Origin of the sequence: Pseudomonas sp. NPDC089734 (assembly GCF_044748865.1) — a bacterium.
GTDB lineage: Bacteria > Pseudomonadota > Gammaproteobacteria > Pseudomonadales > Pseudomonadaceae > Aquipseudomonas.
On the sequence record NZ_JBIVGV010000010.1, the window covers coordinates 75,615 to 89,094 of the forward strand.

General features: G+C 57.5%; 9 protein-coding genes, 1 other RNA gene and 1 pseudogene. All 11 read left to right on the top strand.

The genetic code is table 11. From position 1 onward, the window contains the following. Positions 1-100 precede the first annotated feature (100 nt). The gene (locus ACIPY9_RS14575) at positions 101-925 is read left to right on the top strand and encodes a (Fe-S)-binding protein (RefSeq protein ID WP_400702296.1); all 825 of its coding nucleotides are present in this window, start codon (positions 101-103) and stop codon (positions 923-925) included. After that, positions 922-2,379 carry a LutB/LldF family L-lactate oxidation iron-sulfur protein gene (locus tag ACIPY9_RS14580; protein WP_400702299.1) on the top strand — a complete coding sequence of 486 codons (1,458 nt, stop codon included), beginning with the start codon at positions 922-924 and terminating at the stop codon, positions 2,377-2,379. The genes ACIPY9_RS14575 and ACIPY9_RS14580 overlap by 4 nt, the downstream gene beginning before the upstream one ends. Beyond that, the gene (locus ACIPY9_RS14585; protein WP_400702302.1) at positions 2,379-3,050 is read left to right on the top strand and encodes a lactate utilization protein C; all 672 of its coding nucleotides are present in this window, start codon (positions 2,379-2,381) and stop codon (positions 3,048-3,050) included. Before ACIPY9_RS14580 ends, ACIPY9_RS14585 begins: the two co-directional genes overlap by 1 nt. Further along, positions 3,047-5,863, top strand: a complete 2,817-nt coding sequence (locus ACIPY9_RS14590) for an FAD-binding and (Fe-S)-binding domain-containing protein (RefSeq protein WP_400702305.1) — start codon at positions 3,047-3,049, stop codon at positions 5,861-5,863. The genes ACIPY9_RS14585 and ACIPY9_RS14590 overlap by 4 nt, the downstream gene beginning before the upstream one ends. Before the next feature lie 265 nt (positions 5,864-6,128). Next, positions 6,129-6,416 (top strand): hypothetical protein, encoded by a 288-nt coding sequence (locus tag ACIPY9_RS14595; protein WP_400702308.1) that lies wholly within the window; start codon positions 6,129-6,131, stop codon positions 6,414-6,416. Positions 6,417-6,529: 113 nt separating this feature from the next. Next, positions 6,530-6,921, top strand: a transfer-messenger RNA (tmRNA) gene (ssrA, locus tag ACIPY9_RS14600). Positions 6,922-7,091: 170 nt separating this feature from the next. Then, positions 7,092-8,366, top strand: a pseudogene (locus tag ACIPY9_RS14605) (integrase domain-containing protein). A 958-nt stretch (positions 8,367-9,324) separates the two neighbouring features. Further along, the gene (locus ACIPY9_RS14610; RefSeq protein WP_400702311.1) at positions 9,325-10,305 is read left to right on the top strand and encodes an integrase domain-containing protein; all 981 of its coding nucleotides are present in this window, start codon (positions 9,325-9,327) and stop codon (positions 10,303-10,305) included. Further along, positions 10,302-10,574, top strand: a complete 273-nt coding sequence (locus ACIPY9_RS14615; RefSeq protein ID WP_400702314.1) for a hypothetical protein — start codon at positions 10,302-10,304, stop codon at positions 10,572-10,574. The genes ACIPY9_RS14610 and ACIPY9_RS14615 overlap by 4 nt, the downstream gene beginning before the upstream one ends. Positions 10,575-11,021: 447 nt before the next feature. Next, entirely contained in the window at positions 11,022-12,236 is a 1,215-nt protein-coding gene (locus tag ACIPY9_RS14620; protein ID WP_400702317.1) for an ImmA/IrrE family metallo-endopeptidase, read from the top strand. A 1-nt stretch (position 12,237) separates the two neighbouring features. Continuing rightward, entirely contained in the window at positions 12,238-13,374 is a 1,137-nt protein-coding gene (locus ACIPY9_RS14625) for a beta family protein (protein ID WP_400702320.1), read from the top strand. Positions 13,375-13,480: the final 106 nt, after the last annotated feature.

Sequence of the window (13,480 nt, forward strand, 5' to 3'; positions counted from 1 at the left end):
CGACCTGCAGTCCTGACGCCGGTCCGACCACCCGGCGTCAGCCATTCATAACCCGATCGGCCACCGAACGGATAACCGGGTCCACCCGGAGAAACACCTGATGAGCGAGCTTTTCTACAACGCCTCACCCAATGCCACCCGTGTCGCGCCGCCCCGGCATGCGCCACGGCAATACCCCACTGAAAAGCCGAAACAGGTTTACCTGTTCGGCACTTGCGTGGTGGACCTGTTCTTTCCCGAAGCGGGTATGGACGCGATTCACCTGCTGGAACGTGAAGGCATTCAGGTTCATTACCCTCAGGAACAGAGCTGCTGCGGGCAACCGGCCTACACCAGTGGCTACACCGAACAGGCCCGTGAGGTCGCTCGCGCCCAACTGGCGCTGTTCGCTGGCGATTACCCCGTGATCGTGCCGTCCGGTTCCTGTGCCGGGATGTTTCGCGAGCACTATCCCGATCTGTTCAAGGACGAGCCGCATACCCTTGAACAGGTTCGCGCCCTGGCCGCTCGCACCTATGAGCTGACCGAATTCCTGCTGTTCGTCTGCAAGGCCCGGCTGAACGACCAGGGCCAGCCGATCAAGATTGCCCTGCACACCTCCTGCTCGGCACGACGCGAAATGAACACCCACCTGCATGCCCGCGAGCTGCTGTCGCAACTGGGCAACGTGGAACGTGTCGATCATGACCATGAAAGCGAATGCTGCGGCTTCGGGGGGACATTCAGCGTGCGCATGCCGGATATTTCCGGAGCGATGGTCGCCGACAAGACCCGCGCTCTGAAGGAATCCGGCGCGGACCAGATCCTCACCGCCGATTGCGGCTGCCTGATGAACATCAACGGCTCGCTGGAAAAACAGCAAGCGTCGATTCGCGGCCTGCATCTGGCCAGCTTTCTGTGGCAGCGGACCGGAGGTCAGCCATGAACACGCACAGCCGCATCCCAGCCGTCGAAATCGAGACAGACTTCCGCACACGCGCCCACCAAGCCCTTGGCGACCCGCAACTGCGCGGCAATTTCAGGCGCGCCATGGACTCGCTGATGACCAAGCGCGCCGCCGCCTTCAGTAACCCCGAAGAACGAGAAGACCTGCGCGAACTAGGGAATATCATCCGCGCCCGGGCCTTGTCCAAACTGCCGGACCTGTTGGAGCAACTAGAACGCAACCTGATCCGTAACGGCGTCAAGGTGCATTGGGCCGAAACCGTCGAGCAAGCCAATGACATCGTGCTGTCCATCGTCAACGCCCACGAAGCCCGGCAGGTGATCAAAGGCAAGTCGATGGTCAGCGAAGAAATGGAGATGAACGATTTTCTGGGCGAGCGCGGCGTCGAGTGCCTGGAAGCGGACATGGGCGAATACATCGTGCAGATGGACCACGAAAAGCCGTCGCACATCATCATGCCCGCCATTCACAAGAATGCCCGTCAGGTCGGCACACTGTTCCATGAAAAACTGGGGGTGGAATACACCACCGACGTCGATCAGTTGATCCAGATCGGCCGCCGCGTGTTGCGGCAGAAATTCTTTGAAGCAGATATCGGTGTCTCCGGCGTCAACTTCGCCATTGCTGAAACCGGCACCCTGTTGCTGGTGGAAAACGAAGGCAACGGGCGCATGGTCACCAGCGTGCCTCCTGTACATATCGCCGTGACCGGTATCGAGAAAGTCGTCGAAAACCTGCGCGACACCATACCGCTATTGTCGCTGTTGACCCGCTCGGCGTTGGGCATTCCGATCACCACCTACGTCAACATGATCTCCGGGCCGCGCAAGGCCCATGAGCTGGACGGCCCGCAGGAAGTCCATCTGGTGCTGCTGGATAACGGCCGTTCCCAGGCCTTTGCCGACAGCGAACTGCGCCAGACCCTGAACTGCATCCGCTGTGGTGCCTGCATGAACCATTGCCCGGTCTACACCCGCGTCGGTGGCCACACCTACGGCGAGGTCTACCCCGGCCCCATCGGCAAGATCATCACCCCGCACATGGCGGGCCTGTCCAAAGTGCCGGATCACCCCAGCGCCTCCTCGCTGTGCGGTGCCTGCGGCGAAGTCTGCCCGGTCAAGATCCCGATCCCGGCCTTGCTGCGCCGCCTGCGCGAAGAAAACGTCAAAGCCCCGGACGCCCCCAGCAGAGTCATGCGCGATCAGGGTCGCAAGTATTCGCGCAAGGAGCGCCTGATCTGGAACACCTGGGCCAGACTCAATACCTCGCCCGCTCTTTATAAGGCCTTCGCGTTCATGGCCACCCGCCTGCGCAACCTGACGCCCGGCAATGTCGGCCCCTGGACCCAAAACCATAGCGCCCCGAAACCCGCTGCCCGTTCTCTGCATGAAATGGCCCGCGAACACCTGAACAAGCAGCCCGGAGAACTCTGATGAGCGCCAAGCAAAATATCCTCGCCAAGCTTCGACAGAGCCTCACAGGGACAACGCCGATTGCTGACAACTTCAATGAAGCGCTGGTGACAGAACCATGGACCTATGCCCCACAAGACAAGGTCGCTCAACTGCGCAAACTGATGGAAGCCGTACACACCGAAATCCACCTGTGCACGGAGTCGAACTGGCCGCAAAAACTGGGCGAGCTGGTCCGCGCTCGCCAACTGCCCAGCCTGCTGATCGCGCCCGGTACGGAGCATGGTCAGCGGGTCAGCACGCATTGGGCCGCACACCCTGAACTGCCCTTGCTGAAAACCTATGACCGCCCCATTGAACAGTGGAAAAAAGAACTGTTCGACGACACCCCGGCCAGCTTCACCTCTACCGTCGGCGCAATTGCCGCGACGGGCAGCCTGATCATTTGGCCCACCCGTGAAGAACCGCGCCTGATGAGTCTTGTCCCGCCCGTGCATTTCGCCCTGCTCAAGGCCAGCGAGATCTACAACAACCTCTGCGAAGCCCAGAAGAAACAGGACTGGGCAGGCGGCATGCCGACCAACGCCTTGCTGGTGTCTGGCCCGTCGAAGACCGCCGACATCGAGCAAGTGCTGGCCTATGGCGCCCACGGCCCCAAAGATCTGGTGGTCCTGATCGTGGAGGACGCATGAGCCTGCCCGACGCCTTTCTGCACGAAGCCCGCCGCCTGATCCCTGAACAACGGCGCTTCGACGACCCGCTTTCCACACTGGCCTTTGGCACCGACGCCAGTTTCTATCGGCTGATCCCCAAGCTGGTGATCCGCGTCGAATCCGAAGACGAAGTGGTAGCCCTGCTCAAACTGGCCCAGGCTGAAAAAGTCCCGGTGACCTTTCGTGCCGCGGGCACCAGCCTGTCCGGCCAGGCCATCAGCGACTCGGTCTTGCTGGTACTGGGCGATCACTGGAGCGCTCGCGAGATCCGCGAACAAGGTGCGCAGATTCGCCTGCAACCCGGCGTGATCGGCGCACAGGCCAATGCCTGGCTGGCACCGTTCGGCCGCAAGATCGGCCCGGACCCGGCCTCGATCAACGCCTGCAAGATCGGCGGCATCGTCGCCAACAACGCCAGCGGCATGTGCTGCGGCACCGCACAAAACACCTATCACACCCTGGCTGGCATTCGTCTGGTACTGGCCGACGGCACTCGCCTGGACACCGAAGACCCGGCCAGCGTAGAAGCCTTTCGCAACAGCCATGCCGACCTGCTGGAACAGCTCGCCCAGCTGGGCCGCAGTACCCGCGCCAACACCGAACTGGCCGCCCGGATTCGCCACAAATACCGTCTGAAAAATACCACCGGCCTGTCACTCAACGCCCTGGTGGACTTCGACAAACCGCTGGATATCCTCAGTCACCTGCTGGTCGGTTCCGAAGGCACGCTGGGCTTTATCAGCGCCGTGACCTACAACACCGTGCCCGACCATCCGCACAAGGCTTCGGCGCTGATCGTCTTCCCGGACGTGGAAACCTGCTGCAACGCCGTCACCGTGCTCAAGAGCCAGCCGGTCGCCGCCGTCGAACTGCTGGACCGGCGCAGCATGCGTTCGGTGCAGGACAAGCCCGGCATGCCCGCCTTTGTCCGTGAACTCTCGGCCAACGCCTGCGCCCTGCTGATCGAAGCCCGGGCCGCGTCCAGTGCCTTGCTGCATGAACAACTGGCACAGATCATGGCGTCACTGGCGTCTTTCCCGGTCGAGAAGCAGGTGGACTTCACCGAAGACCCAGTGGAAAACGCCCGGCTCTGGGCCATCCGCAAAGACACCTTTCCTGCTGTCGGGGCCGTGCGCCAGACCGGCACCACGGTCATCATCGAAGACGTCACCTTTCCGGTCGAACAACTGGCCATCGGCGTGCGTCGCCTGATCGAACTGTTCGACAAACACCGTTACGACGAAGCCATCCTGTTCGGCCATGCGCTTGAGGGCAATCTGCACTTCGTCTTCACCCAGGGTTTCAACAGCCCGGCAGAAGTCATCCGCTATCAGGCGTTCATGGACGACGTGGCGGAGCTGGTGGCCGTGGAGTTTGGCGGCTCGCTGAAGGCCGAACACGGCACCGGGCGCAACATGGCGCCGTTCGTTGAGAAGGAATGGGGCAGCGACGCCTACCAACTGATGTGGCAACTCAAACGCCTGCTCGACCCCAACGGCATTCTCAACCCGGACGTGGTGCTCAGCCACGATCCGCAGATCCACTTGAAGCACCTCAAACCGCTGCCCGCCGCCGACGAGATCGTCGACAAATGCATCGAATGCGGTTTCTGTGAGCCGGTCTGCCCGTCCAAGGGGCTGACCCTCAGCCCACGGCAACGCATCGTTATCTGGCGCGACATTCAGGCGAAAAAACGCGCTGGAGACGACACACAAAAACTGGAGCACGATTACCACTACCAAGGCATCGACACTTGCGCCGCGACAGGCCTGTGCGCCCAACGCTGCCCGGTGGGCATCAACACCGGCGAGTTGGTCAAGAAGCTGCGCCATCAACAAGCCACTCATGGCAAAACGGCCAACTGGCTAGCGCACCATTTCAAGACCGCCCTGCAAGGCGCACGTTTCACCCTGCATGCCGCCAACGGCGCACGGATGCTGCTCGGTGCGCCGCGACTGACGAAACTGTCGGCCAGCCTGAGCAAGGTGTCCGCCGGACGCATCCCGCAGTGGACACCGGCCATGCCACAGCCGGAGCAGACCATTCGCATCACACCGCCCATAGAGGATCAACGCCCGAGAGTCGTCTACCTCGCGGCCTGCGTCTCCCGCGTGATGGGGCCTGCCGCCACTGACCGCGAACAAAGCTCGCTGATGGACAAGACACGCCACCTGCTGGAAAAGGCCGGCTATCAAGTGGTGTTCCCCTACAACACGGACAGCCTGTGTTGCGGCCAACCCTTTGCGTCAAAAGGCTACAACCAACAGGCCGACGAGAAACGCCAGGAACTGCTGGCCGCTCTGACCAAAGCCAGCCGCGGCGGGCTCGACCCGATCTACTGCGACACCAGCCCCTGCACCTTGCGTCTGGTCCAGGACCTGAAAGACACCCGTCTGGACCTCTACGACCCGGTGCGTTTCATCCGCACTCACCTGCTGGACAAACTCACCTTCACCCCGCAACAGGAACCCATCGCCGTCCACGTCACCTGCAGCACCCAACACCTGGGCGAAAGCCAGGCCCTGATCGAACTGGCGCGCCTGTGCAGCGTCAACGTCGTCATCCCGGAAGGCATTCACTGCTGCGGATTCGCCGGCGACAAAGGCTTCACCACCCCCGAACTCAACGCCCACTCGCTGCGCACCCTCAAGGACGCGGTGCAACACTGCAACGAAGGCATCTCCACCAGCCGCACCTGCGAAATCGGCCTGTCACACCACGGCGGCATCGACTACCACGGCCTCGTCTACCTAGTAGACCGAGTTACCCAGGCAAAAACCTCACGCCCGTAGGAGCGGATTCATCCGCGAAGAATGTACCGACCTCCTCCCGAACAAATCCGGTCCAACACTCCCCCGTAGGACCGGATTCATCCGGGAAAACACACGCTCTACCAACACAAACCCTGTGAATACCCCCAACCACCCACGCCACCCACCTGAAAATAAATAGAACCCCTGCCCCCACCCACAGTCCACCCTTGTAAGCCCCACTTAACCGGGCCAATCCAAACCATGGGCACACACCGCCCAAGCGACCGGCAACAAGGAGAGACACATGAAGCGCACCGCACTCACTGGCTTACTCCTCAGCTCTGCACTGCTGGCATCCCCCGTATTCGCCGCCGACGACCTGTGCGGCAGCAACCTGCAAACCATCAAGGACGCCCAGGTGTCCACCAACGTCAACCTGAGCCCCGACCTGAAACAGGAACTGGCCAAAACCGAAGCCGAAGCCAGAGCCGCCCAGGACAAAGGCGACAAGAAAACCTGCGTGGAAATCACCACCCAGGCCATCACCCAACTGAAAAACATCGGCTCCGGCAGCGAAGGCGGCAACCGATAGACCCCACCCGATCAGGCCGGCCAGAGCGCCCGCCTGATCGGCAAAGCAAGACGCGGGTCGACGCGCCGCCTCAATTGGCGTAGACTCCCGCCACTGACTGTGAAAGCAGTCTCGGGGCCGATTAGGATTCGACGCCGGTGATGAAACTTTAGGTGCATGCCGACTTGGTAACAGAAGTCGTAAATCCACTGTTGCAACTTTCTATAGTTGCCAATGACGAAAACTACGAGGGCTACGCTCTCGCTGCGTAAGCGGCGCGACTAGCTCTTCTGGTAGCTTCGGCTCCAGCAATCATCAGGGGATGCCTGTAAACCCGAAATGATTGTCATACAGAACAGGATCGTCGCTTAGGACGTTGTGGCCGACGCGACTAAAACTTACGCAACTCGCCCAAAGCACCCTGCCCGTCGGGTCGCTGAGGGTTAACTTAATAGACACGGCTAAGCATGTAGGACCGACAGCGGAGTACTGGCGGACGGGGGTTCAAATCCCCCCGGCTCCACCAAATCAGACAAATGAAGACGCCTTAGGGCGTCTTTTTTTGTGTCTGAGATCCAGTAAATACGCGGCGTCCAGCGCTTTTTCGGTTATCCGGGAGGTTTTGAGTTTCAGCGATTCGGGTGTTGCAAACGGTATTCCAGAACATCCGGTGCTAATCTTTGGAATACCGAATCAGTGCCTGAGGACAATCTCAGGCCTACTCAAAACCTCCGCCTCTCCGATCGACAGCTCAAGGGAGTCAAACCCGCGTCCAAGGATTATGTCCTCACTGACGGTGACGGTTTGCAGCTCCGCGTACGCAGCAACGGCTCGTTGCTGTGGAATTTCAACTACCGCGAACCGGTGACCAAAAAGCGCATCAACATCGGCTTTGGGACCTATCCCGAACTGTCACTGGCGAATGCACGAAAGATGGCAGTCGATGCACGCGAGCTGCTCGCCCAAGGCATCGATCCGAAGGTGCAGCGCAATACGTTGAATGAAGCCAAACGCGCAGAAACCGAACACACCTTCGAGAACGTGGCCACCGCCTGGTTCGAGCTCAAGAAGGACTCGGTTACCCCGGCCTACGCCGAGGACATCTGGCGGTCGCTCACGCTGCACGTGTTCCCCGATTTGAAGACGACACCACTCACCAAAATCACCGCGCCGATGGTGATCGGATTGCTTCGTCCAATCGAAGCGAAAGGCAGCCTGGAGACGGTCAAGCGTCTTAGCCAGCGGCTAAACGAGATCATGACCTACGGCGTAAACTCCGGCCTGATCTTCGCCAACCCGCTCAGCGGCATCAGGGCAGTATTCAAGAAGCCCAAAAAAGAAAACATGGCCGCGCTCCCGCCCGAAGAGCTCCCCGAACTCATGATGGAGATCGCGAACGCCAGCATCAAACGCACGACCCGCTGCCTGATCGAATGGCAGTTGCACACGATGACTCGCCCCGCCGAGGCGGCGACTACTCGCTGGGCAGACATCGACTTTGAAAGACGTGTCTGGACCATCCCAGCAGAGCGGATGAAGAAGCGCCGCCCACACAGCATCCCGTTGAGTGACCACGCCGTCGCACTGTTGGAGTCATTGAGGACCCACAGCGGCCATCGCGAATACGTCTTCCCAGCAGACAGAAATCCACGCACCCACGCCAATAGCCAAACCGCCAACATGGCGTTGAAACGCATGGGCTTCCAGGACCGTTTGGTGAGCCATGGCATGCGTTCGATGGCCAGCACCATCTTGAATGAGCATGGGTGGGATCCGGAGCTCATCGAGGTGGCCCTGGCGCACGTCGACAAGGATGAGGTGCGGAGCGCCTACAACCGAGCCGACTACATCTAGCGCCGTCGCCCGATGATGGCCTGGTGGAGTGAGTACATTCAGAAGGCCGCCACCGGCAGCCTGCTCGCCTCAGCGTACGGCCAAGCCAGAGACAAGAACGTGGTGCCGATACGCTAGCTCTGTACGGCGCAAGAACGGCAGCAGCAACAACTGAACGTTCAAGATTCGGGGCAAGCAACCTCGCTTATCCGCTTCTCAGCACGGGTCCTTCCAAACAGGGCTGCAAAGCCGCCCTGTTTGGAAGGACCTCACTTTGAAGAGCTAAAAGCGAACACGTTGTCCAGGATTTACCACGGAATTCCACCGGTGGATAACCGCTCTTAAAGTCCACAGTGGCGCTGAATTTCGACCCTTGACCGGGTTTATCCACAGGCGTAGAACTGGCCGTGCAAACGCTGTCGATGACAGCAACCCAGGTGGCCCGAACCTTGAAGGTCACGCCGCTCTTGCGGTGGTTCTCCCCCCAAATGGCGATTCGCATCCGGCAGCTCGCCCGGTCACCTCCCCGGTGATGGATGCCTACTTCAGATCATGGCCCTCGTGCGCCAGATGACACTTCCTACTTCGCTGCCCTGCAGCAACCTATCCGCTTGGCCGAATCTTGCGCCAACCTGCGCCCGTCTCTTTCTTCTGGAAAGAGACGGGCGCTTCTAGCACTGCTGCAGCCCTCATCGCACTTGGCTTTGCGGCTACTCCACCCGTGACAATCGGCGTGACAAACGCCGATGTCCCCAGCAACAGCGATGTAGATGATGGTGCCGCAGACCACGGAATGGACTGCACCTGACTGACAGTCAGGCATGCCCCGGTCATCGCATCGCTGTGTTCACCCGACTCAGGATCTCCTGGCGCTGGTCTCGTCAGCCAATACTGCCTCCACCCGCCCACCAGTAACGGTGCTCAGGAGGCCAGATCATGAGATGCCCTTGCTCCCGGTCGTAAGGAGCCGCCAGTCCCGCGTTAGTGGACAACCCTCACAGGTCGCAGGGGCCTTGATCCCTGATAACACTCAACATTCTTGGTGGGATGACGTGGGGAAAAGCTTCAACGTTTTGGCTTCGAGAGGAGTTTGATCATGGCACTCGTAGGTAGACGCGATGGGCGTAATTTTGGCTATGGCCGGCAGTTGAGTTACGCAGGACCGCAGGCGTTGCGCGGCCTCTTTGGGGGCGGGCATTACGGCACGGTTAAGGCGCACAGTGATCGATGGCAGGCGTTTGTGCGGTGGTGTCGCTCGGAGGATGGACCGGGGGTTAACGATGCGCGACAGATTGATCGGCAGACCTTGCTGGACTACGCGACGCATCTGCGCGAGCAAGTTGAACAAGGTGAGCTGGCCATCGCCACAGCACAAAACCGGTTGTCCAGCGTGAACCGGACCATCGCCGCGCTTCGCGGTGATCAGTATGTGAAAGTGTCGAGTCTGAGCAAGGCACTGGGAATGCGGCGCATCAGTGTTCGTCACTCTGTCCCGCAGGGCCAAGACCGCGAACAGGTTAAGCGAATCGTAAACGCCCTCTGCGAAAATCAGTACCCGCGCGCCGCCGCCATTGCACTGTTAGCACGAGCAACCGGCATGCGCCTACGCGAGGTCATTTTGGCCGACCTCCCGCGTCTAAAGCGTGAAGCCGAACAACTCGGCAAGATCAATATCCAGGACGGCACTAAAGGTGGCCGCGGCGGTGCTACCGCGCCTCGTTGGATCACGGTGGATGACCACATTCGCGAAGCGCTCAGGTACGCCGAACAGATATCTCCCGACGGTAGCCGTAACCTGCTTGCACCGCACGAAAGCTGCCTCGATTTCCAACAGAGAATCGTTCGCCCCGCACGGGAGATCCTCCATAAGCACAACCTCAAAGGCTTCCACGAATTGCGGGCGGCCTATGCGTGCGAACGCTACGAGCAAATCACCCAACATCTCGCGCCCATTAATGGTGGTAGCTGCTACCAAATCGACCGGCATCTCGACCAGCGGGCCCGAGACCTAATCAGCTTTGAACTCGGGCACGGCCGTATCGACGTGGTATCTGCTTATATTGGTGGCCGAGCATGAGGAAGCCATTCGATATGGAGCTGTTCCTTGCAGGCAGCCTGACCGGGTCGCATGCCACGCGCCAACGCCACCTTCGCCAAGCGAAGGCCATTCAAGCGGCGATTTCTAATCGCTGGCACAGCGACAACCCATGGACTTGGCAGAGAAAGCATCTCGTATGGGTTCTAAATCGCCACTTGGACCAGCACGCTGCATCGACGCGCTATTACTATCTGCTGACCATGCGCTTGCTCGTTCTTCGCCTAGGAAAATTCTGGCAGCTCCTCTAGACCGGTGAGTCTCGGGAATGACGAGCGCACGCTAGGCATTCGGCGCCAACACCCCTGGCTCCTTACCCGCGCCCATACCCCCAAAAAGCTTGCCATGAAGATTTTCCCAAATCGGGAGGATTGACAGCTTAGAAGAAACGCCAGATACTTCTCCCAAATTGGGAAGAAAAATACGACGTATGCGACTCATTGGATGTGAAAAGCTAGCTAGCGCCAAGAGCATTGGCTTGGACCTACAGAGATGGGTCCTTAGCTGGACCGCTGAGGTGAAGAATGCGCATTGGAAGCAGCCCAGCGACGTGTGCGACCAGTTCCCCAATGTGCGCCATGAAGGCGATAGCTTGTTTCTATTTCCAATCAGCCAGTGTGGTTTAGCAGTTCAGGTTCTCATTGCTTTCCCACAAGGCATTGCTCTAATCCAAGATTTAAAATCTAGCGAAGACTCAAATGAACATTAAGGTTATCCGGACAGAAGACCAATACCGAGCATACCTTGAAGAAGTTCAAGTGCTGATGGCTAAAGCTCCAGCGCTCTATACCGACGACAGCGAGCGCTTAGAAGTTCTTACCGTTCTTCTAGAGTCGTACGAAAATGAGAAATTCCCCGTCGAGCCACCTGATCCAATCGACGCGATTCTGTTTCGGATGCAGGAAAAAGGTCTTAAACAGGCAGATTTAGTACCTTATTTTGGCACCAGCAGCCGAGTTTCCGAAATACTCAACAGAAAAAGACCTCTCACTGTCCAAATGATTCGAGCGATATCTATTGGCCTCGGAATTTCAGCCGACACGCTCATAGGTCTTTCTAGCCCCGACGTAGAGCAGCCCAAGTCGGATATAGACTGGGGAAAATTTCCAATTAAGGAAATGACTAAACGCGGCTGGCTACAGGCACTGTCCGGGCAAGCTAAAACTTCAGTCGAAGATATAGTTAGAAATTTCATCTTCGACTCCGGTTTGCAATTTGGAGCAGCCTCGTTTAGACGAACACTTTCAGGAGAAGCGACGTCTCCGACAACGCAGTATGCGCTATATGCTTGGCTTGCCAGAATTATACAAAGAGCAAGAGAAAAGAAAGACAGACTGGGAAGTTTTGAGCAAGATAAATTGTCAAGCCACTTCCTCAAAGAACTGGCACAGTTGAGTTGGTCGGAAAAGGGCCCGCTGCTCGCTATTGAGTTCCTTGAAAAACGTGGCATCGCAGTCATAATTGAGCCCCACTTAAAAGGAACGCTACTTGACGGTGCCGCACTAAAAGACATTGATGGAACACCAATAGTTGCACTTACGCTTAGATTTGACAGGATCGACAACTTCTGGTTTACGCTACTCCATGAAGTAGCTCATTTATGGAAACATGTAGGAAAGGAAGAAGCGTTTTTAGATAATCTCAGCACAGACTCCGAGGATAGGCGTGAAGCTGAGGCCAATAGACTAGCAAGAGAAGCGTTTATACCCAGGCTCGTATGGAAGAGATGCGACGCTCATATAGCCCCTAGTAAAGAAAGTATCGAAGAGCTTGCTAGAGAGCTGAAGATTCACCCAGCAATAATCGTCGGAAGGATCAGACGAGAGCTAGACAACTACAGCTTATTTGCCGACCTGGTTGGCCAAGATGAAGTAAGAAGTCTACTAACCCCCATAGATAGCTGCGAGGCTTGAGATGATCCCAACGTACGTTCCGCTTCTAAAGGCACTAAAGAGCGAGTTTCTAGCTGTCGCAGAGATGGCAAGAGATGATGCGCGAAAAACACTTCCTCTTTTTGAGATTTCCCGAATAGGGAAAAATATTCTTGAGGCGAAGCGATTTGAAGGCTGCACAGAAATCAAAACAGCGTACTTGAACGAGGTCATGTCAGGAATCGCTAGTGTTTGGGCCGGTAGGATTGCCATGGTAGACGCTTATCATTGGGCAGCAGATGCCACAATCGAGAATGGCGAACATATTATTCCTTATATTTATTCGACGCTTAACACCCTTGGAGTTAAGGTTGCTCCCGTGATTGGATATGACCGCTGGGAAGACGAGTCCTATAGCTTAGCACTCCGGTCATTTGACGTCCCTCATGATAGCAACTATTGCTTGAGACTAGACAGTACGGCCATCGAGGACTCGGCCGAGCCCGATTTCTTCCAAGAAAATATCGAGACTATTCTCGATGATCTTCGCTTGGACGCTGGCCGCTGTTCCGTATTGATCGACTTCGGGGATGTCACAAACACTTCTGTCGAAGTCTTGACCGCCAAGGCCACCGATATCGTAGACCAACTCAAGAGCTTTGGTTTCAAATATTTTATAACGTCTGGGTGCTCGCTTCCAAAAACGATCGATGCAGCCGTCAAAAAAGTTGACTCTGTTGGCTTCGTCCTGCGGCGTGAAATGCAGCTCTGGCAAACCCTCAGACAAAGTGCTCCAGCGACTCCAGTAATTTATGGAGATTATGGCGTACGGGGCCCAAATACTAATGAGGGCGTAAGAAGCAAGCATACTAATGGAAAGATTCGCTACACAATCGACAAGCAGTTCTTCGTAGTCCGCGGACACTCCATGAGCCTTCCAGGTAAAGGAGAACAAATGTATACGCTTGCCGAAACTTTGGTAAATTCATCCCACTACATGGGGGAGCCGTTTAGCTGGGGTGATAAGCGTGTCGCTGACTGTAGTCGGAAGAAGATTAAAGGGGGTGCCCCACAATGGATAACTATCGACACCAGCCACCACTTAGCATATGTGGTGTCTGAAGTAGAAGAATTCGAGCGTAGCGCGGTTATGGCAGCCACTAAACGGGCACTCAATTAGTGATCAGCTGCTATGTGAGCATAGCCCCTTGATAAAAAAGGGGCATTCCATACGGGTGCCCCCTTCAAACACGCTACAAACAACCTCTACCCAGAGCAGGCCTGCC